We start from the raw sequence: 19,800 nt of genomic DNA, 5'->3' as shown, positions 1-19,800 counted from the left end.
GTACCTTCTAACAAACCAACTTTATTATGGTTATGAGTTAGATGAGTCAACAACCTATTCCTCAAGCCACATCCTCTTTGGAGATGTGGCTTGATTATTTATCAAACATCCACACCAGTGCTATTGATCTTGGATTAGACCGAGTTCAGGCCGTCGCCTCTAGGGCAAACCTCACCAAACCTGCTCAACACGTCATTACTGTTGCCGGAACCAATGGCAAAGGCTCAACGTGTGCCCTGATGGAAGCGATTCTATTGGACGCTGGTTATTCTGTTGGTGTCTACAGCTCTCCTCACTTAATTCGCTATAACGAACGTGTTCGTATCAATGGCCAAGATCTCTCAGATGAGAAGATGGTTCAGTCTTTCGATTTCATTGAGAAAGAACGTGGCGAAATCAGTCTTAGCTTTTTCGAATACGGCACTTTAGCCGCGTTACGCGCATTTCAAACGGAAGCGGTCGATGTCGTGCTATTGGAAGTAGGGCTAGGCGGTCGTTTAGATGCAACAAATATCGTTGATCATGACGTGTCCGTGATTACGAGCTTGGCTGTCGACCACGTTGATTGGCTTGGTGATGATATTAATGTGATTGGCTTTGAGAAAGCAGGTATTTATCGTAGTGGTAAGCCAGCTATCTGTGGTCAACCTAAGCCACCGGCTACGGTTGCAGCGCACGCTGATGATATTAAGGCTGAGTTCTACCAAGTAGGCATTCAATACACCTATGATGTGGATGGCGACACTTGGAACTGGCGCAGCGGTGCATTCCAATTAGAATCTCTACCTATTCCAAGCCTACCGCTACCAAACGCAGCAACCGCGTTGATGGCATTGGGCACTTCAGAACTTAGCATCAGTGATGTGAATGTCGTTAATGGCATGAAGAACGCACAGCTTCCAGGGCGTATGCAGCAAATTAGCGATCAACCTGTGATTGTTCTTGATGTGGCACACAACCCACATTCAGCCGAATACTTTGCACAGCAAGTAACGAAGCAATACGCAGGCAAAAATTTACACGTTGTAGTCGCTATGCTTCATGACAAAGATATTCCAGCGACATTGGAAGTATTAGCCCCTATCACAACACATTGGTACCCAGCTTCATTGCAAGGCCCACGCGCAGCAACAGCGGCTGAATTGTGTAAAAGCCTACCTCAGGGTGTAGAGCAGTATTCAAACCCTGTCTCAGCGTTTGAAGCGGCTTTAGCTTCTGTTCAAGGCGATGATGTTGTGTTGGTGGTCGGTTCTTTCCATACCGTAGGCGAAGTCTTGGAGCATTGGCAGAAAAAAGGAAACTAAATGGCAAGTAAATTCCAAAGCCGATTAGTCGGCACCATCATTTTAGTGGCCATTGGCGTGATTGTATTGCCAGATGTGCTCGATGGTAAGAAGCTCCACTATAAAGAAGAGTTTGCAAGCATTCCGATTAAGCCAGAGCTTGATAGTAATGTTGAAGTGTTTGAAGTGCTCGATCCCGTTGAAGATCAGATAGCATTACCGGACTCTCCGGTTGAGCGAGTGGTTGAAAGCGGTGTTGATGATCATTCAGACACGCAAACGGCATCGGCTTCTGAAAAAGAAGCTGACAAAGTGGCAGTGGTGGTTAAGCCGGTACCAGAAAAAAATGAATACCAAGACAGCGCTTGGATCATTCAATTGATGGCTTTAAAGAATGCTGACAACGCAAAAAACGTTGTTAAGGATTTACAGAAGCGTGGTTATCAAGCTCACACCAAGCAAGAAAAAACTTTTACGCGAGTAATTATTGGCCCGGATGTGTCTAAATCCAAACTTGAGCGACAAATTAAGGAATTAGAAAAAATTACGGGTTCAAAAGGCCAATTGCTCAAATTTAAACCGTTAAATCCATAAGAAAACGTTTGCGTCAGCATTTTTTCTGTTAAAATGCGCGCCAACTTAAGATGAAGAATTCATGAATTGGTTAGATTTTGTCATTTTAGGCGTGATCGGCTTCTCTGCCGTGATCAGTTTAGTTCGTGGTTTCGCTAAAGAAGCCTTGTCACTCGTAATTTGGTTTGGAGCATTTTTCATTGCTAGCCAGTACTACGCTAAATTAGCGATGTACTTCACCAATATCGAAGATGAGATGTTTCGAAACGGAACTGCGATAGCAGCATTGTTTGTTGCAACGTTAGTTGTTGGTGCCTTAGTTAACTATGTCATCGGTCAGCTAGTTCAGAAAACAGGCCTGTCAGGTACAGACAGAATCCTCGGTGTCGTCTTTGGCGGCTTACGTGGTGTTTTGATTGTTTCTGCAGTGTTGTTTTTCATGGATGCGTTTACTGCATTCCCAAGTTCTGAGTGGTGGAAGAATTCGCAGTTGGTTCCGGAATTTAGTCGAATCATTGCGCCGTTCTTCGAGCATTTACAAGCAACATCTAGTTTCTTATCTGGCGCGCTCTAGCGCCAGTTAATGTCGAAAAATCGAGGATTAGGACATGTGTGGTATTGTTGGAATCGTGGGTTCAACACCTGTAAACCAGTCTATTTATGACGCTTTAACGGTATTGCAGCATCGTGGCCAAGATGCCGCTGGTATTTGTACCATAGAAAGCAATCGTTTCCGTCTGCGTAAGGCGAACGGTTTAGTAAAAGATGTTTTTGAAGCAAAACACATGCAACGCCTCCAAGGTAACGTTGGTATTGGCCATGTACGTTATCCGACAGCAGGTAGCTCAAGTGCGTCGGAAGCTCAGCCTTTCTACGTAAACTCGCCTTTTGGCATCACATTGGCTCACAACGGCAACCTAACGAACGCAAACGAAGTTCGTGAGAAGTTGTTCGAGAAAGACCGTCGTCATGTAAACACAACCTCTGATTCTGAAGTTCTACTGAACGTATTGGCTCATGAGATCGATACCGTTAAAGGTAACGTGACTTCTGATGATGTTTTCCGTGCTGTATCTAATGTACACCGCACTATTCGTGGTGCTTACGCAGTAACGGCAATGATCATCGGCCACGGTATGATCGCATTCCGTGACCCGCATGGTATTCGTCCACTGTGTCTTGGTAAGCGTGAAGTTAATGGTAAAACAGAGTACATGGTTGCATCTGAATCGGTAGCACTTGATGCTGTTGGTTTTGATTTCATGCGCGACGTAGCACCGGGTGAAGCTATCTACGCAACGTTCGACGGTGAACTTTTCACTAAGCAATGTGCAGACAACCCACAACTAAACCCATGTATCTTTGAGTTTGTATACTTTGCACGCCCAGATTCATTCATCGACAAAATCTCGGTTTACAGCGCACGCGTTGAGATGGGTGAGATGCTAGGTAAGCGTATTAAAGAAGAGTATGCAGACTTAGATATTGACGTGGTTATCCCCATTCCTGAAACATCGAACGATATTGCGCTACGCATCGCTCAAGCGATCAATAAGCCATACCGTCAAGGTTTCGTGAAAAACCGTTATGTTGGCCGTACGTTCATCATGCCTGGTCAACAACAGCGTAAGAAATCGGTTCGTCGTAAGCTGAATGCAATCCGTTCTGAGTTTAAAGATAAGAACGTTCTATTGGTTGATGACTCTATTGTGCGCGGTACAACATCAGAGCAAATCATTGAGATGGCTCGTGATTCAGGTGCTAACAAAGTCTTCATGGTTTCAGCGGCTCCAGAGGTTCGCTTCCCTAACGTTTACGGCATCGATATGCCGAGCGCAACTGAGCTGATTGCTCATGGTCGTGACAACGAAACGATTTGTAAGCAGATTGGCGCAGACGCTTTGATCTTCCAAACGCTACCAGACTTAATCTCTGCAGTAGGTATGGGCAACCAAGACATCTCTCGTTTTGATACTTCGGTATTTAACGGTGAATATGTAACGGGCGATATCGACCAAGCGTACCTAGATTTCCTAGACTCTTTGCGTAACGACGATTCAAAGGTTCAACGCGAAATCCAACAAGATCTAGCGAACCTAGAGCTACACAACGAAGGCGCTTAGTTTCCGTTAGTATTGAAAGTATAAAAAACCAGAGCATCGGCTCTGGTTTTTTTTGTTTTTGAGACAGGGGATTAATCTAATGAATGTGGTACGCGATCACAAAATCAATAAACAATCTAACTTTCTCTGGCAGGTGGTCTTTGTGGTTATAAAGCATGTAAATATCACGAGGGTTAGCGCTCCAGTCTTCTAAAACTTGCACTAAGCTGCCATCTTCAATGTATTCACGAATCATCACGTCAGGCATCAGGGTGATACCTAGGCCTTCAGAACATGCTTGTCTCACCACATTAAGCGCGTTCGCATTGAAACGGCCTTTCTCGCTGTTTACCACTGTCTCTTCATTCGAATTGCTCAGCTGCCACTTAATCAGTGGGTAGCCTTTTAGAAGAGAGTGGTTAGCCAGCTCTTCTGCATGACTTGGTGCTGGGTTCTTCGCTAAGTACTCAGGGCTAGCAATAAGAATATCTTTTACTTCACTGATCTTTCTTGCGATTAGGCTTGAGTCACGTTGTGGTCCGACACGGAAAATCACGTCCCACTCGGTTGGATCAAGCTGATCGGCTTGGTTGTTCATCATCAACTCAATATTTATATCTGGGTATTGAGTCATGAAGTCGCTGAACATTGGCATCATCATGCGTTTGGTCAGGTTGGAGGGTGCCGTAATACGAATCTTACCGGAAGCTCCTTTACACACGTCCGTGAGCTCTTCTGCAGTAGAAGACAGACGTTGCAATAGCGGAGAGCATTCATTGAAAAAACGTTCACCAGCCTCTGTTAAAGAGAGTTTACGCGCGTGTCTATTGAGAAGCCTCAGGTTCAGTGAGTCTTCTAAGGCTTGGATGCGTCGTGTAATGGTCGCAACCGGAATCATAGTCTTGCGCGATGTTGCGGTGTAGCTCCCATTTTCAACGACGAGTCGAAAGAGGTTTAAGTCATCTAATTTCATAAATCCAGACACATTTGTTTACAATCTCATCTAATTTATACGTAACAGTGAGATCAATGTTTGCGTTACGTCAACTCGTTGCATTATTTACAAGTATTCCAACCCTCGTCACGAATTACCAGTAAAGAGTGCAAATTTGTGTATTTAGCATTTTATTACTAAGTTTTATATTAGTTCTTAGAACAGATAACAATAATAATTCGACTTAGTTTTGTGAGGTTATAGATTATGTACAAAACTCACAGTCAGCCAGTAATGACCTCGGCTCAGGAAGTAATTAACCAAAAATGCGTAATGTTGGTTGATGATGATCCTATTTTTCGCCGTGTAACCAGCGCGTATTTAGACAAGGTTGGTTATAAAGTGGTTGAGGCTGAAAATGGGCTGGATGCTCTGCAGAAACTTAGAGACTCAGCACCAGATTTAATTGTGTGTGACTTATCAATGCCGATCCTGGACGGCATCGAGCTTGTAGAAGAGCTCAGTTTAGAATATCCGTCACTGCCTATGATCGTCGTTTCTGCCACCGACGACATGTCTGATGTGGCGAAAGCATTGCGATTTGGTATTAAAGACTTTTTGGCAAAACCTCTAGAGGATCACGGTCATTTAGGAAGTGCGATAGCGAATACGCTAAAAGATTCTTTCGACAATATTTCAGACCAACGAGATTTTTCAAGCCAATGGTTCTGTGTGGATGACGGAGGCGAGATCCCCGAAGACCAAGAGCTGCATTGGCACCTTAATTACCTACAAGATAACCCGAGCGCGGCAAAAGACTTACTGCATGCCTTGCTTCCCGAAAAAGACACAAGACAAGGCTCATGGCGTTGTAGTTACCGACTGCTGCAATCAACAGAGATGATGCCACTCGTGTTTGATTACGCTTGGATGATGAATGGGCAGTTTGCCTTTTACCTCGTCGATTCGTCTTCTTCCGATAACGGCAGTTCAGCGTCAACACTGCTGGTGAGAGCCTTATTCCACGATTACATAAGAAATCGAAAAGATTTTAATGTTGATCTGAAAGATATTGCGGAGATTCTAGAGAAGGGGATTGAGTGTTCGAAATGCGCCACGCCCGTTAATGCTCTGTTTGGTGTCGCCAATCTTGCTGAGGGTACCATCTCTATTTTGCCTGCTGGTTTAGATGGACGTTGGTCGAATGGTGAGATGAATCAACACATTGCCGCAGGTGAACGCTTAGGCGAAAACTGTAAGAAGAATTTCATTACGAGAGACTTGCCGATTGAGCAAGGCTGCCAACTTTCATTAAGTCTGCTTGGAGCGGCGAGTTTTAGTTTAGACATACACCAAGGGTCGACCGATTAACCCTATATTTCCTCGGTTTTTGTGAATAATTGATTAAGGTATAGTTGCGCAAATGGTGTGGCTATGCCTTTTTTGTTAAATGTTGATTTAGCAAAGCGGGTTTGGTTCGCCAGATACTTACCTTTACTAACAAAAACAAGAAGCAATCATGGCAGATAACAAAGACTTTCAAGACCCGTTTAATGTATTCTACTTTTTAGGATTTTTAGCCGCATTTTTAATGATTCCATTGCTACCAGCAACACTTACGTTGATCCGAGTATTCAATGGTTACGCAACATTCTAGTTAAGCTCTCATCGCCGATTGGTGATAGCTGACTCAAGGAGGCCACAATTAGCGTTCGAGTTTTAAGCCTGAATATAGCTGGTGGCCTTTGCATATTTCTCGCAGTTCTGGGGATAGTTTTACCTGTTCTGCCAACCACACCTTTTCTCCTTCTTGCTAGCGCATGCTTCATGCGAAGTAATCCGAAAGTTCATAAGTGGATGCACGAGCACAAAACGCTGGGTCCTTTACTGAACAATTGGTACCAACACGGTGCCGTAACCAAACAAGTTAAAACGCGCGGCGTATTCTTTATCTTGTTGAGTTTTGCGTTATCCATCTACTTTGCCCCGATCATTTGGGTCAAGGCTTTCCTAATTTGTGTACTTGTTATTCTTCTCACATGGTTTATGCGACTTCCAACCCATGAGTTGGTTGCTGACAGCAAAGAAAATCACTACCATTAAGCCAGTGTGCCTGCTTGTATAGCGGGCGTTTATTATTTCAGCAATCAGAGTTATGACTCTCGTTGCAATGAATACCAATCGTACCTTTCCTTAATTCCAAGCGTTGATGTTTGATTCGTTAACGAGAGTTTGGAAAGCGGCCTAATGAAGTGCATAAGATTATGAACACAGAAAAAATCTCTCTGATCAAAGCAAGCATCAAAAGCATTCCTGATTACCCTAAAGCGGGTATTTTGTTCCGTGACGTAACAAGCTTGATGGAAGACCCAGCGGCTTACAAAGCGACAATCGACCTGCTAGCGGAAACATATAAGGACATGGGCTTTACTAAGATCGTTGGTACTGAAGCTCGTGGTTTCTTATTTGGTGCGCCTTTGGCACTAGAGCTAGGTGTTGGCTTCATTCCTGTTCGTAAACCGGGCAAACTGCCTCGTGAAACTGTGGCACAATCTTATGAGCTTGAGTACGGCACAGATACGCTGGAAATCCATACTGACGCTATCGTTGAAGGCGATAAAGTGTTGATGGTTGATGATTTGCTGGCAACGGGCGGTACGATTGAAGCAACAACGAAGTTGATTCGTCAGCTAGGTGGTGTGGTAGAACACGCTGCATTTGTTATTAACCTTCCAGAAATCGGTGGTGACAAGCGCTTACAAGGCTTAGGTCTAGAAGTGTTTAGCATCTGCGAATTCGACGGTCACTAATCCTTTTCGGAATTATTCATGAGCTATCTTGCGTTAGCGCGAAAATGGCGACCAACCAAATTTAAAGAAGTGGTTGGTCAAGCCCATGTTTTAACAGCATTAGAGAATGCTCTTAGCCAGAATAGGTTGCACCATGCATACCTGTTCAGCGGTACACGAGGTGTTGGTAAAACGACGATCGGCCGTTTGTTTGCTAAGGGACTCAACTGTGAAACAGGCATTACCTCAACCCCTTGTGGTGAATGTGCAACCTGTAAAGAGATCGACGAAGGTCGCTTTGTTGACCTGCTAGAGATCGATGCGGCATCACGTACCAAGGTAGAAGATACCCGCGAGCTTCTGGACAATGTTCAGTACAAGCCTGCACGTGGTCGCTTCAAGGTTTACCTTATCGATGAAGTACACATGCTTTCTAGGCACAGTTTCAACGCGCTTCTAAAAACGTTAGAAGAGCCGCCTGAGTATGTGAAATTCTTGCTCGCAACGACCGATCCACAAAAGCTTCCTGTAACGATTCTGTCGCGTTGTCTTCAGTTTCATCTTAAGCCGATCAGCGTTGATAATATTCACGAACAGCTTGACCACATTCTTGAACAAGAGAGTGTGACGTCTGAATCTCGTGCGCTAGGGATGATTGCTCATGCTGCTGATGGCAGTATGCGTGATGCTCTGAGTTTAACGGATCAAGCTATCGCATTAGGCAACGGTAATGTCGTGACAGACACCGTGGCGCACATGCTCGGTACACTAGACACCGACCAAGCAATTCACTTGCTTGAAGCGATCAGCAGTAAGCAGCCTCAAGTGGCAATGGCTTGTATTCAAAGTCTTGCTGAGAATGGCGTAGAGTGGGATGGTTTGTTGAATCAGCTTGCGACTCAACTGCATCGTTTGGCGATGTTCCAAGCTCTGCCGTCAACATTAGACAAAGCACAGCCGGATGCTGAGAAGCTAGAACTGTTGAGTAAGGCGCTAAGCCCTCAAGACATTCAGCTTTACTATCAGATCGTATTGAAAGGTCGCGAAGACTTACCGTTGTCACCAACTGCTCGTGTTGGTATTGAGATGGTGGTTTTACGCATGTTGGCCTTTAGACCTGCTGAACAAACGGTTGCAACAGCAATCTCGACTCAGTCGACAAGCACTGCGCCAGCACCAGTAGCTCAAGCTCAGAGCGTTGCTCAACCTGTGAGCCAACCTGCGCCAATGGCAGCTCCGAGACAGCCTCAGATGCAACAACAGGCGCCTCAACAAGCTATGCAGCAGCAACCCGTACAACAGGCTCCGCAGCAGAATCCAGCACAGTATTCAGATTCGCAAGGTTACGCTGACCATTCAGGCAACCAAGGTTATCCTGAGCAGGATTACCCGCACAGTCAGTATGATGCGCCACCGGCTTATGACGAACGTCCTAGCTACGGTGCAGAGCAGCCTCAACAATCGAATTATCAGAATCAAGCTCCGGCTCAGCCGCAAAACACTGCACCTTCAGCGCCACCTGCTTCTGCTGCTCCGCAAGGACAATCAGAACGTCCGGCTTCGCCTGTCAGTGGTTTACGCCACCAATTGCGTTCTCAACGCAGAGGCAGTGCGGCACCGGAAAACAAAGGATCAGCGCCAAAAAAGGCTAAAGCGACACCAGCTAAAACTTCAGTTCTTGACCGAGTTGCTCAGCAACACGGTGGTTCTGAGCGGGTGTCGCCAGCTTCTTTATCTGCCTCTTCTGCAGAAAAGGTCACCAATGATAATGAACCTTATCGCTGGAAACCGTCTAAACCTGTAGTGAAAGAGATGAGCAAAGAGCTTACACCTACTCAGATCAAGCGTGCGTTAGAGCATATTAAGACACCAGAAATGGTTGATAAATTGCTTCAAGAGTCGATTGCTCAAGATGAATGGTCCGCCACGATTCAAAAGCTAGAGACAGCCAAGCTTGTTGAACAGTTAGCATTAAACTCAGTGTTTGCTAAAAACGACACATCAATCACTTTAACGTTAAGAGCGAGCCAAGCTCACTTGAATACGGATCGCGCGCAGAGCGAACTATTACAGTCGCTCAATACTGTGCTCGGAGAAGAGTGTCATTTGAGTGTTGAAATCGGTGATGGTGGAGAAACGCCACTAGAATTACGAGAAAGGTTGTACCAAGGTAAGTTGAAAGACGCGTTTACCAGCTTGGAAAACGATGCCAACGTACAGTTTATCGAAAGACGTTTTGCTGCAGAACTCGACAGAGACAGTGTTCGTCCTATCTAGAACATTTTCTCGTTTAGTGACTTGCATATCATCCCAGATAAGCAAATCTGAGAACTGAACATCGAGGGGTTGAATCACACTGGCTTAACCCCCATTTAAGCACGTATAGCTTAATTAATTTTAATAAACCAATTAGACCAGAGAGTATTAACATGTTTGGTAAAGGCGGTATGGGCAACATGATGAAGCAAGCCCAGCAAATGCAAGAGCGCATGCAAAAGCTTCAAGAAGAAATCGCAAATATGGAAGTTACAGGTGAGTCAGGTGCTGGCCTTGTAAAAGTAACGATCACTGGTAGCCACAGCGTTCGCCGTGTTGATATCGATGAAAGCCTAATGGAAGACGATAAAGAGATGCTTGAAGATCTTATCGCTGCTGCTTTCAACGATGCGGCTCGTCGCGTTGAAGAAACTCAAAAAGAGAAAATGGCTAGCGTAACTGGCGGAATGCAACTTCCACCAGGTATGAAGATGCCTTTCTAAGAAACTATTTCTAAGGGTTTATTCAAGCTGCGGTTTATCTTGAGTAAACCGTTACTTGAAAATTAGAACGGTTAAATATGCGTACCAGTCATATGCTGGAGCATTTGATGGAGGCCTTACGTTGTCTACCTGGGGTTGGCCCCAAGTCGGCGCAGCGTATGGCCTTTCATTTGTTACAGCGCGATAGAAAAGGCGGCCTACAGTTGGCTGAAGCTCTTAGTCAAGCAATGACCGAAATTGGTCACTGTAATGAGTGCCGTACTTTTACTGAAGAAGATACCTGCCACATTTGTACCAATCCTAAACGTCAGGAAAATGGTCAAATCTGTGTAGTAGAGAGCCCTGCAGACATTGCAGCTATCGAAGCAACTGGCCAATATTCTGGTCGTTACTTTGTGCTTATGGGTCACCTTTCACCACTTGATGGTATTGGTCCAAGTGATATCGGTCTCGATGTTCTGGACTACCGCCTGCGTCGTGGTGATATCTCTGAAGTAATTCTAGCGACCAACCCGACAGTTGAAGGGGAAGCGACAGCGCACTACATTGCTGAGCTATGTAATGCCCATGAAGTGAACGCAAGCCGTATCGCCCATGGTGTTCCCGTTGGTGGTGAGCTAGAGCTGGTGGATGGCACCACGCTTTCGCACTCATTACTCGGTCGTCATAAGATCTAAAAAAGCCGCTTGGTGAATTTCACTAAGCGGCTTTTTCTTTTATGGTTTCCAGGTTTCTATTCTAAAACACTTCTTTGAGCTTAATCTGAACCTCTCACCGCTTTGTATATCATTGCGCCAATCACGGCACCGATAATCGGCGCAACCCAGAATAGCCATAGTTGAGAAACAGCCCAATCACCGACAAACACAGCCACGCCAGTACTTCGAGCGGGGTTCACAGAGGTATTCGTTACAGGGATACTGATAAGGTGGATTAAGGTTAAACAGAGACCGATTGCGATAGGAGCAAACCCAGCAGGTGCTTTTGAATCAGTCGCGCCCATAATCACGAATAGGAACACCATGGTCATGACCACTTCACAGACGAGAGCTGCTGTGAGCGAGTAGCCGCCCGGTGAGTGTTCGCCATAACCATTGGAAGCAAATCCTGACGCCGCAGCATCAAAGCCAGCTTGGCCTGAAGCAATCACAAATAACACGCCACCTGCGATAATACCGCCAATCACTTGGGCAATAATATAAGGTGCGACATCTTTGGCATCAAAGCGTCCGCCACTCCAAAGGCCGATAGTAACAGCGGGATTTAAGTGACAACCGGATATATGACCGATAGCAAAAGCCATGGTGAGCACGGTTAAACCAAAGGCAAGAGAGACTCCGAGCAAGCCAATACCGACATCGGGGAAAGCAGCGGCTAAGACAGCACTACCACAGCCACCTAACACCAACCAAAACGTACCAAACATTTCTGCGATATACCTATTCATAACGATCCTTATTAATCTGTACCAGTATCAACAAGATAGTTTAGATTTCGCAACTTTGTGAAATCTTGGGCATATAGGAGGAAGAAAAGGGTAAATACGCTTAGGTAATTGCTTCTAATTCGATCAGGTTATCAAGAGCTTCTTGGTCTGTCTTACCACAAATAACAGGGCAGGCTTTGAATTGATGGCATACTTTCGGGCGTGAAGCTTGACCGAATAACTTACACAGATCTTGTTCATTTAATTGAATGCAACGCACGCCTGCAGGCTTTCCATTAGGCATTCCAGGAATAGCTGATGTAATACTTGGAGCAATACAACAAGCTCCACAACCTAAACGACATTCCATCAAATTAAACTCACTAAATAACAGGGTGCGCGATAGTAGCAAAAAATAATGGGAGTGACAGCTATTGATTGGATCAAAGAATGAACAATTATTATCCTTGAACTTTTTATGGGCTAGCGGTATAACACGCACCCCAGTAAAAGAGTAAGAAGTAATCCTATGACGAATCCATTTTGGCAAGAAAAAACACTAGAACAGATGACCGAGAATGAGTGGGAATCACTGTGTGACGGCTGTGGTAAGTGTTGCCTACATAAACTAATGGATGAAGATAGCGATGAAGTGTACTACACCAATGTGGCGTGTAGCTGGTTAAACGACAAAACATGTTCATGTAAAGATTACCCAAACCGCTTCACTTCAGGTGAAGAGTGTTTGAAGCTAACTCGTGACAAGATCGATGAGTTTCACTGGTTACCAGACACTTGTGCTTACCGTCTTCTATCAGAATCTAAGCCGATTCCAGAATGGCACCCATTGATCACTGGATCAAAAACAGAGATGCATGCAGCAGGTGAAAGTGTGCGTAATAAAGTGGTTTACGAAATTGATGTTGTCGATTGGGAAGACCACATCTTAAACCATCCGAACCGTTAGTTGCTGATTAGTAACAAATGACCGAATAAAAAAAGGCTCACATTTCTGTGAGCCTTTGTCGTATTTAGGAGGGTCCAAATCAATGGACTGCGTCATGGCTAATGTCAAGCAAGCGGTAAGTCTGCAACCACCTGATTGAACGTGATACGAGCATTCTGAGCTTGCTCAGATAACTCGATCTTTTTCGCTTGTGCGGCACTAAGATTACTCTCGGCCTGCTCAAGTGCTTGTTGTAGGTTCTCTGGTAACTCGTGAGTTTCCATTTGTGAACCTTGCTCTAACACATAAGCGCGAATTTCTTTCTTCACTGCGGCAAGTTCTGTGTAAGCAACACGCTCAAGTTCTGCAGCTTCTTGTGCTGCATCTCTTTCTTTCTCAAATTGAGCCAACGCCATACCTTCTGCAGACCATGGATCCATGTCTGGCAGTTCTTCGATATTAATCGTTGGTTCGATGTACGCGTCTTGATGGCGCAGGTCGAGGTTGGTTGCACGAACTGCAGAGATCATCAGCATCACAGAGATAGCCAATAACGGTAAACCACCCACAATTGCTGCGGTTTGTAGCGTACTTAGGCCACCCAAGAACATCAGAATCGTTGGTAAGAACGACAGAGTGAATGCCCAGAACATACGGTTCCAACGCATTGGCTCTTCAGTCACATTGTTTTGAACCACAGATGCAAGGATGTATGAGATAGAGTCAAACGTTGTTGCTGTAAAGATGATACAAAGCAAAGTGAATACAGCGATTACTAGAGTGCTCATCGGCAACTGCGCTAGCATCGAGAAGATAGCCTTAGTTGCGCCTTCTGCATTCAGGATAGCAACCACATCTAGCTCACCAGAAAGCTGGAGTGATAAGCCGTAGTTACCTAGAATCATGAAGAATAAGAAACAACCTAATGAACCGAAGAAGATAGAACCTGACACCATTTGTTTAATGGTTCTGCCGCGAGAAATACGCGCAACAAACAGACCCATACTCGGTGCAAATACTAGCCACCATGCCCAGTAGAAAATCGTCCAGTCTTGTGGGAAGTGGGTGTTTTCAAATGTACCGTAGCCACCAAATGGTTCCGCCCATGTCGCCATCACGAAGAAGTTAGACAGTAGACGACCAATTGAATCTAGTCCGGTTTCAAGCATGAAAATAGTTGGACCCGCAATCAGTACGAAAACCAACAGACCCATCGCACCCCAGAAGTTGATATTACTTAGAATCTTGATGCCTTTTTCCAATCCAGCATAAGAAGAGTAAGCAAAAATTGCAGTACAAACTAAAAGCACCATCACTTGCGTTAGGTTGTTTTTAGGTAGACCGAATAGGTGATTCAGACCTTCAGTAATTAGAGGAGCGGCTAAACCTAATGTTGTTGCTGCACCGCCAAGTAGACCGAAAATGAATAGGATATCGACGATTTTTCCAGGTACGCCTTTACTGCGGTGCTCACCAAGAACCGGCATTAACGCGCTAGAGATCTTTAGAACAGGCTGTTTACGTACGTAGAAAAAGTAAGCAATAGGAATTGCAGGTATTAGGTAGATAGACCAAGCAATTGGTCCCCAGTGAAACAAACCGTAAGTAGCCGCCCAACGAACTGCTTCTTCACTGCCCGGCTCTAGCTGGAAAGGAGGTGATTGGTAGTAGTAAGCCCACTCAATACAGCCCCAGTACAGGATACTTGCACCGATACCACCACAAAATAGCATTGCTGCCCATGATGCAGTTTTGAATTCAGGCTCTTCATCAGCTTCGCCCAGTTTAATCTGTCCCATATCACTGAACACAACGTAAACCATAAATGCACAAGCCGCGAGACCTAGCGCAAGATATAGAAATCCTAGTTGATCAGTCATGAATGTTTTCGCAACCGCAATCCAGTCTGCGCCCTGAGCCGGGAACAAAATGAGCGGGAAAACTATCGTGAGTAGGAGTGCAATAGCACCAAAGAAGGTTGGCTTATCAATAAGCTCAAAAGTGTTTTTCACGAGTATTATTCCATTAAAATGAGAGAGGAATTATGAAGTGAACTCGTTTTTTAGAACAAATCGGGTCTATTGTCGTGACGACAAATTGCTTTTGGCAAAAAGTAATAGGCAAGGCGTGAAGTGCCAATGCAAAAGAGGGCAGTGGAAGGGATAGTATAGAGTGAGGGTAACGTTAAATCAGAGCGAGAAGAATGCCACCAACGGTTGCCGCTGCGGACAGGTATTGCCCTGCTGAATAAGAACCATCGTCTTCTTCTTCAATCTTATCAGGGTGATCCATACCTAGTGCGCCGTGAGCAAATGACTCAACTTTATCTGTCACGGTTTCGTTTTCCGCTTCGATTTTCTTCGCTTCTTTATCGATCTCTTTAAGAGCAGATAATAGGGCTTTGCCCTCATCAGAGAGCTTAACGGTATTTTGCTCAACCTTAAGAGGGGCGGGCTTTTCAGCTTCGGTACTCTTGGTTTGTGTGTTCATTTGCGAAGGTGAATACAGCTGAGTGTTACTCGTTCCTACTGGCGTCATATCGCTCTCCTTACCTATCCTTAAATATAGTATCGGCAGAGGTGTGAAAAACTTGTGCAATTAATCATCGATAGTGATGTTTTTTATTCGCACATTATATTTTCTTCTGCTTAATCAAAACTGCTTGGTATTTAAGCAATTCCTATGCCGATATTTATATTTGTCTCGGAGCGTTATTGCACAAACTTTTAATGCGTCAGGCTTAAACTTAAATAAGCTTAAGTCTGACTCGCGAGTTTAATCGCACTTAAGATTCGCGCCACGCTTAGATAGGTGCTTGTATGCTTTCATTCGATTCTCTTTCTGAACAAAGCGCGCTGGTGGAGAAAGTACTTTTAGTTGGTAATCGGTAGCATCCGATGAGAATTCAGCAACCGGGCTGATAACTACCACTTTTAGATCAGGGTTACGACGCAGAATCGAAGCCGCTGTGCCTAAACCACCTTCTGTATGGAACTTACCCGCTACATGAATTACCTGTTTATCTGGGTTAGACGCCAAGTAATCAACGATTGATTCAGCCATGGTCTCATCCCACGTAACCTGAGCGGCAAACTGCTTTTCTGTTTGCTCTGGCGTACCGTGATGCATGGAAGCCATGAACTTTTCTTTGTAAGGGCTATCGCCAATATTAACCTCAGTCGCAACCCAATCTCGTTGTTCTGAAGAAAGCTGCTCTAGGTAAGGTAATCCCTTACGGCCAATACACTGAACGAAAGGCTTTGGAGCGTTTGCTGCGATAACATCTAAATCATTCGTTTTAGCAAACTCAACCAGTGCGCGGTAATCACTTTCGTAATTTGGCCAAGCAGCTGCCTTGGAGATAAGCACTTGCTCACCAATTTCACCGTTTAAGTATTGGTTTAGCGTGTCTTGATGTTCTCGAGTGAATTGTTCCATTGAAAGCGCAATGTTTGATGTTGCGTTGCGGCGCGCTTTTAAGAAGTCGGTTTGGAAACGATGAATTGCCGAGTGAGTGTGCCATTCGCCAATAAGAACCACATCAGCGTCAATCAGCTGCTCGGGTAAAGCATTGAGAGAAAGCGTTTCACCTTGTGGAGAAGCAAACTGGTAATCATAGAATGTGGAAACGGTTTCCGTTTGCGTGTTAGCCACTTGTTGAGAAGTGCTGTTTGAAGGTTGATTAGCACAAGCCGTAAGCAGGGTAGCTAATCCGATAAGAATAATACGTTGCATGAAATGCCTCCTTGAAGAACACGCATATTAAAGGAGGCAAGATGACATTTCAATGCAAACGATAATCAATATCAGTTAAATCTGTTTGCGATACACCCTCAGCATAAAGTCCGCTTCACAGTTGAATTGCTCAGCTTCGGTGAGTTGCTGTTTAAACTCATCTGTCGCTTTCCAAGCAAACGGCGTCATCTGTAGCAGGTCGAATGCATCTGACCCCGATAGTTCCATCATATAGTTTAGTTGCTCTTGGTGCTCAAGCGTAAAACCTTCGATCACTTCTGGATCTTCGTCATGCAAGCGAACGCCGTCATAAATTGCATCACGCAGCTGGTATAGGTGTCGACTGGCTGGTGTCACGGTGATCACGACACCATTGTCTTTGATGGTACGTTGCAGCTCTTCAGCCTTGCATGGCGCGTAAATGCGCAGGATTCCGTCTAAGCTGTTTTCAGCAAAGGGTAGGCGATGGCTAGAAGCAACAGAGAAGTCGACAGCAGGGTAGCGCTTAGCGGCGTATTTGATAGCAATCTTAGAAATGTCTAGGCCAAAAATCGCGCCGTTTTTATTTTGAAGATTCAACGCGATTTCGTTGGTGTAATACCCTTCACCACAGCCAATGTCCAACAGGCTAGGATCTGAGTCTGGCAGGTAGCTAGAGCATAAGCCAACGACTGCTTGGCGCATTGGATCGTAATGGTTACCTTCAAGGAAGCGACGACGTGCCTGCATCATCTCTTTATTGTCACCTGGATCTTTTGAGCGTTTGTGGTGTGCTGGCATCAAATTGACATAGCCTTCTTTCGCTAGGTCGAACTGATGGTTCTTTTCACACTTAAACGTACGATCGTGTTGAGATAAAGGTTGGTGACACAAAGGGCATTGGTAAGTCATTGCGAACTCGAGGTAGAAATTTCAAGTCCAAAATTTTAACAGGAAGCATAGTGGGGCGCTAGAATAAACGCAGTTGTCTTAGCGAGTGATAATTCATGAAGAGATAGAGCCAACGATGGCTGGCTCTATTAATGCTTAGTGAGTTGTTTAATGGAACGTCTACTAAGAATTAGCTAAAGAAGTTCACTTGATTTTTCAACGACTCCGCTTGCTTTTGAAGTTCATCAGCACTGCGAGATGTCTGAGCACTGGTTTCACGGCTCTGTTGGTTGAGGTCGCTTATTGCATGCGCGTTTGCCGCAATTTCCTGAGAAACCTGAGCTTGTTCTTCTGATGTAGCAGCAATCGTTTCAGCTTGAGAAGCGATCGACTCAACTTGAGAAGCAATAGACTCCAGTGCCGTACCCGCTTCTTGCGCTTTATCGAGTACTTGGTTGGCATTTGATTGGCTTTGTGTCATCAAGTTCACGGCATTGTTGGTTGAAGACTTTAGCTTCTCGATGATGCTTACTACGTCTTGTACTGATGTTTGAGTACGATGAGCGAGTGTTCTTACTTCATCAGCAACAACAGCAAAACCACGGCCTTGTTCGCCTGCACGTGCGGCTTCAATAGCAGCGTTTAGCGCTAACAGGTTAGTTTGCTCGGCAATATCGTCGATCATCTTAGTGACGGTTTGTATGCTTTCGCTGTCTGCACTTACTTGCTCGATGGCAGATGCAGATTTATCGAGTTGGTCGTTTAGCTGCGCAACATCTATACAGACTCCCTCAACCACCTCTAGACCTTGTTGACTGTCTTCATTGGCAAGGCGAACGTTTTCAGCAATGCTATTGACTTGCTGTGCTACGGATTCCGCAGAGGTGGCCATCTCTTCGATTGCTGTCACCACTTGTTCCACTTGCGCCTGTTGGCGATCAGACTGCGTTAAGTTGTGGCTGGCATCTTGTGACACACTGCTCGAGCTGTTTTGGACTTGATCGCTTGTCGCGCGAATCTCGCCCACTAGGGTGTTCAGCTGAGCTGCCATAGTTGCAACGCCAGTATTAAGGTTGCTGATCTCGTTTTTAGTTTGCTTGCCGGTGTTTGGAATGTGCAGGCTGACTTCACCTTTACCTAATCGAAGCATGTATTCGTTTAGAGTCGTTAGTGGCGTGAGCGTGCGATTCAATACGAAGGTTAACGCTACGATTGTCGCGGCGGCAATCAAGGCCGAAATGACCGCGATAAGTTTCAGCAGATCGTCACTGCCCTTGGTCACCTCTTTAATGAATGTACCGCCAAGTAGTTTCCAGTCCCAACCTGGCACTTCGGTATATACCAGGTACTTTTCACCAACCGTTTCTTGGAATTTATATGGGTATCGAATCAATCCAGATGATTGTTCGAATATCTGATGGAAAGGTTTATTACCGTCGTAGTCAGCTACATCAATTATCGATTTACCGCCGCCAGCGTGAGTAGGGTGCAGTAAGTATTGGCCTTGGTGTTCTTTTTCGTTATCCACAATGATGGTGTAACCAGTATCGCCCCATGATACTGAACGTAAAGATTCAAATAGGCTTTGTGTTGCTTCCTCAACCGGTAAGCCGATAAAGGATACACCATTGACCTTACCTTGTGCGTTCATAAGAGGCGCGTAATAGGTAATGTAGCGTTGACCGAAAAGTTTTACCTGAGCGTAATAAGGTTGGCCACTTTTCAGTTTGCTGTAACCGGGATGATCTTTGCCGAGAGTTGTGGCAACTACACGCTCGCCTGAAGGTTTTTTTAGAGAGGTAGATACGCGGATAAAATCGTCACCAAATGGGGCAAATAGGGTAGCAACGGCTCCTGTGTCTCGGGTAAAGCTATCCACCAGTTTGGTATCGTTGATCAGGCTCTCACCATATTGAGTCATGTTTGGTATGGAGTGACCGCTAAACTCAACATCATAGTTTTCTACGTAAACACCTGCTAAGTAACCGTTGCGAAAGGTAGATTCTAAAACTTTGGCGGTATGCAGGTAGGCGTCAAATTGGCCGGATATGGTTTTGGCCATCGCTTCTACTTTTGATTGATGTTCCTTTAATGTGTTCTCTAAAAGTACCTGTGAGGCGTTACGATAAACGAGGGTCGCTATCGAGCTAAAGGCGATAAGCAAGCACAATAAAATGACCAACTTAAGTTGGAAGCCAACACTTTGATTTTTGTATTTCTCGAGCATGAATTCACTATCCTGTCTTCATTGAGGTGTTGTTAAGTGGTTTTAGTTAAATTTGTTATTGAGTTTTCTATCATAGGAACTTATTTATCGGCAGTAATTGATAAGAATTAATGAATTGATAGTTATATTTATAAATTAAACGAATAAATCGTAAGC

At 44.9% G+C, this 19,800-nt stretch carries 20 protein-coding genes; 12 read left to right on the top strand and 8 right to left on the bottom strand.

All coding sequences use genetic code 11. The features are described from left to right. Nucleotides 1–41: 41 nt before the first annotated feature. From folC to purF, 4 genes are all read left to right on the top strand, one after another. Nucleotides 42–1,304 carry a bifunctional tetrahydrofolate synthase/dihydrofolate synthase gene (folC, locus tag FLM53_RS03350; protein ID WP_176680226.1) on the top strand — a complete coding sequence of 421 codons (1,263 nt, stop codon included), beginning with the start codon at nt 42–44 and terminating at the stop codon, nt 1,302–1,304. Further along, nucleotides 1,305–1,877: an SPOR domain-containing protein gene (locus tag FLM53_RS03345; protein ID WP_176680225.1), complete on the top strand. Its 573-nt coding sequence runs from the start codon at nt 1,305–1,307 to the stop codon at nt 1,875–1,877. A 61-nt stretch (nt 1,878–1,938) separates the two neighbouring features. Then, nucleotides 1,939–2,430, top strand: coding sequence for a CvpA family protein (locus tag FLM53_RS03340; RefSeq protein WP_009848678.1), 492 nt, complete (start codon nt 1,939–1,941; stop codon nt 2,428–2,430). A gap of 34 nt (nt 2,431–2,464) precedes the next feature. After that, complete coding sequence (purF, locus tag FLM53_RS03335; RefSeq protein WP_017629925.1) at nt 2,465–3,979, top strand: amidophosphoribosyltransferase; 1,515 nt, start codon at nt 2,465–2,467, stop codon at nt 3,977–3,979. A 76-nt stretch (nt 3,980–4,055) separates the two neighbouring features. Here the strand turns inward: purF and FLM53_RS03330 are convergent, their stop codons facing one another. Continuing rightward, a complete protein-coding gene (locus tag FLM53_RS03330) occupies nt 4,056–4,931 on the bottom strand; it encodes a LysR family transcriptional regulator (RefSeq protein WP_060982248.1) in 876 nt (291 codons plus the stop codon). Nucleotides 4,932–5,159: 228 nt separating this feature from the next. On the opposite strand from FLM53_RS03330, the gene FLM53_RS03325 reads away from it, so the two are divergent. The 7 genes from FLM53_RS03325 to recR all read left to right on the top strand — a co-directional run bounded on the left by FLM53_RS03325 (nt 5,160) and on the right by recR (nt 11,117). Beyond that, nucleotides 5,160–6,263, top strand: coding sequence for a response regulator (locus tag FLM53_RS03325; protein WP_176680224.1), 1,104 nt, complete (start codon nt 5,160–5,162; stop codon nt 6,261–6,263). Nucleotides 6,264–6,411: 148 nt separating this feature from the next. Beyond that, nucleotides 6,412–6,549, top strand: a complete 138-nt coding sequence (locus FLM53_RS03320) for a hypothetical protein (protein ID WP_017067606.1) — start codon at nt 6,412–6,414, stop codon at nt 6,547–6,549. A gap of 74 nt (nt 6,550–6,623) precedes the next feature. Next, a complete protein-coding gene (locus tag FLM53_RS03315; protein ID WP_029225617.1) occupies nt 6,624–6,995 on the top strand; it encodes a YbaN family protein in 372 nt (123 codons plus the stop codon). Between the two features lie 161 nt (nt 6,996–7,156). Continuing rightward, on the top strand, nt 7,157–7,702 hold the full coding sequence (gene apt / locus FLM53_RS03310; protein ID WP_019823185.1) for an adenine phosphoribosyltransferase: 546 nt from the start codon (nt 7,157–7,159) through the stop codon (nt 7,700–7,702). An 18-nt stretch (nt 7,703–7,720) separates the two neighbouring features. Further along, a complete protein-coding gene (gene dnaX, locus FLM53_RS03305; protein WP_176680223.1) occupies nt 7,721–9,958 on the top strand; it encodes a DNA polymerase III subunit gamma/tau in 2,238 nt (745 codons plus the stop codon). A gap of 152 nt (nt 9,959–10,110) precedes the next feature. Then, nucleotides 10,111–10,440 (top strand): YbaB/EbfC family nucleoid-associated protein, encoded by a 330-nt coding sequence (locus FLM53_RS03300; RefSeq protein WP_017062338.1) that lies wholly within the window; start codon nt 10,111–10,113, stop codon nt 10,438–10,440. A gap of 77 nt (nt 10,441–10,517) precedes the next feature. Continuing rightward, a complete protein-coding gene (gene recR / locus FLM53_RS03295; protein ID WP_019823189.1) occupies nt 10,518–11,117 on the top strand; it encodes a recombination mediator RecR in 600 nt (199 codons plus the stop codon). Nucleotides 11,118–11,197: 80 nt separating this feature from the next. On the opposite strand, the gene aqpZ is transcribed toward recR, so the two are convergent. Then, nucleotides 11,198–11,887: an aquaporin Z gene (gene aqpZ / locus FLM53_RS03290; RefSeq protein ID WP_048610468.1), complete on the bottom strand. Its 690-nt coding sequence runs from the start codon at nt 11,885–11,887 to the stop codon at nt 11,198–11,200. Between the two features lie 100 nt (nt 11,888–11,987). Next, nucleotides 11,988–12,236, bottom strand: coding sequence for a YkgJ family cysteine cluster protein (locus tag FLM53_RS03285; RefSeq protein WP_065677683.1), 249 nt, complete (start codon nt 12,234–12,236; stop codon nt 11,988–11,990). Nucleotides 12,237–12,395: 159 nt separating this feature from the next. Here FLM53_RS03285 and FLM53_RS03280 point away from each other — a divergent pair, with 159 nt between their 5' ends. Beyond that, entirely contained in the window at nt 12,396–12,833 is a 438-nt protein-coding gene (locus tag FLM53_RS03280) for a YcgN family cysteine cluster protein (RefSeq protein WP_017059388.1), read from the top strand. Nucleotides 12,834–12,937: 104 nt separating this feature from the next. Here the strand turns inward: FLM53_RS03280 and FLM53_RS03275 are convergent, their stop codons facing one another. The 5 genes from FLM53_RS03275 to FLM53_RS03255 form a co-directional block, all read right to left on the bottom strand. After that, nucleotides 12,938–14,824 (bottom strand): BCCT family transporter, encoded by a 1,887-nt coding sequence (locus FLM53_RS03275; RefSeq protein WP_176680222.1) that lies wholly within the window; start codon nt 14,822–14,824, stop codon nt 12,938–12,940. 172 nt (nt 14,825–14,996) lie between these two features. Continuing rightward, entirely contained in the window at nt 14,997–15,350 is a 354-nt protein-coding gene (locus FLM53_RS03270) for a hypothetical protein (RefSeq protein WP_017630993.1), read from the bottom strand. A gap of 237 nt (nt 15,351–15,587) precedes the next feature. After that, the gene (locus FLM53_RS03265; protein ID WP_176680221.1) at nt 15,588–16,547 is read right to left on the bottom strand and encodes a ChaN family lipoprotein; all 960 of its coding nucleotides are present in this window, start codon (nt 16,545–16,547) and stop codon (nt 15,588–15,590) included. A gap of 75 nt (nt 16,548–16,622) precedes the next feature. After that, nucleotides 16,623–17,438 (bottom strand): 23S rRNA (guanine(745)-N(1))-methyltransferase, encoded by an 816-nt coding sequence (gene rlmA, locus FLM53_RS03260; protein WP_176680220.1) that lies wholly within the window; start codon nt 17,436–17,438, stop codon nt 16,623–16,625. A gap of 169 nt (nt 17,439–17,607) precedes the next feature. Next, nucleotides 17,608–19,644: a methyl-accepting chemotaxis protein gene (locus FLM53_RS03255; protein ID WP_176680219.1), complete on the bottom strand. Its 2,037-nt coding sequence runs from the start codon at nt 19,642–19,644 to the stop codon at nt 17,608–17,610. Nucleotides 19,645–19,800: the final 156 nt, after the last annotated feature.

The sequence above is a fragment of the Vibrio sp. Scap24 genome (genome assembly GCF_013394185.1).
Classification (GTDB): domain Bacteria; phylum Pseudomonadota; class Gammaproteobacteria; order Enterobacterales; family Vibrionaceae; genus Vibrio; species Vibrio pomeroyi.
Note: the sequence above shows the minus strand (reverse complement) of the source record. Positions and strands in the feature narration are given on the sequence as shown.

Coding starts and splice junctions, on each gene's coding strand:
- apt (WP_019823185.1), top strand. CDS start 7,157: ATGAACACAGAAAAAATCTCTCTGATCAAAGCAAGCATCAAAAGCATT.
- FLM53_RS03330 (WP_060982248.1), bottom strand. CDS start 4,931: ATGAAATTAGATGACTTAAACCTCTTTCGACTCGTCGTTGAAAATGGG.
- FLM53_RS03340 (WP_009848678.1), top strand. CDS start 1,939: ATGAATTGGTTAGATTTTGTCATTTTAGGCGTGATCGGCTTCTCTGCC.
- FLM53_RS03265 (WP_176680221.1), bottom strand. CDS start 16,547: ATGCAACGTATTATTCTTATCGGATTAGCTACCCTGCTTACGGCTTGT.
- FLM53_RS03320 (WP_017067606.1), top strand. CDS start 6,412: ATGGCAGATAACAAAGACTTTCAAGACCCGTTTAATGTATTCTACTTT.
- recR (WP_019823189.1), top strand. CDS start 10,518: ATGCGTACCAGTCATATGCTGGAGCATTTGATGGAGGCCTTACGTTGT.
- folC (WP_176680226.1), top strand. CDS start 42: ATGAGTCAACAACCTATTCCTCAAGCCACATCCTCTTTGGAGATGTGG.
- FLM53_RS03280 (WP_017059388.1), top strand. CDS start 12,396: ATGACGAATCCATTTTGGCAAGAAAAAACACTAGAACAGATGACCGAG.
- FLM53_RS03270 (WP_017630993.1), bottom strand. CDS start 15,350: ATGACGCCAGTAGGAACGAGTAACACTCAGCTGTATTCACCTTCGCAA.
- FLM53_RS03300 (WP_017062338.1), top strand. CDS start 10,111: ATGTTTGGTAAAGGCGGTATGGGCAACATGATGAAGCAAGCCCAGCAA.
- purF (WP_017629925.1), top strand. CDS start 2,465: ATGTGTGGTATTGTTGGAATCGTGGGTTCAACACCTGTAAACCAGTCT.
- FLM53_RS03285 (WP_065677683.1), bottom strand. CDS start 12,236: ATGGAATGTCGTTTAGGTTGTGGAGCTTGTTGTATTGCTCCAAGTATT.
- dnaX (WP_176680223.1), top strand. CDS start 7,721: ATGAGCTATCTTGCGTTAGCGCGAAAATGGCGACCAACCAAATTTAAA.
- aqpZ (WP_048610468.1), bottom strand. CDS start 11,887: ATGAATAGGTATATCGCAGAAATGTTTGGTACGTTTTGGTTGGTGTTA.
- rlmA (WP_176680220.1), bottom strand. CDS start 17,438: ATGACTTACCAATGCCCTTTGTGTCACCAACCTTTATCTCAACACGAT.
- FLM53_RS03325 (WP_176680224.1), top strand. CDS start 5,160: ATGTACAAAACTCACAGTCAGCCAGTAATGACCTCGGCTCAGGAAGTA.
- FLM53_RS03345 (WP_176680225.1), top strand. CDS start 1,305: ATGGCAAGTAAATTCCAAAGCCGATTAGTCGGCACCATCATTTTAGTG.
- FLM53_RS03255 (WP_176680219.1), bottom strand. CDS start 19,644: ATGCTCGAGAAATACAAAAATCAAAGTGTTGGCTTCCAACTTAAGTTG.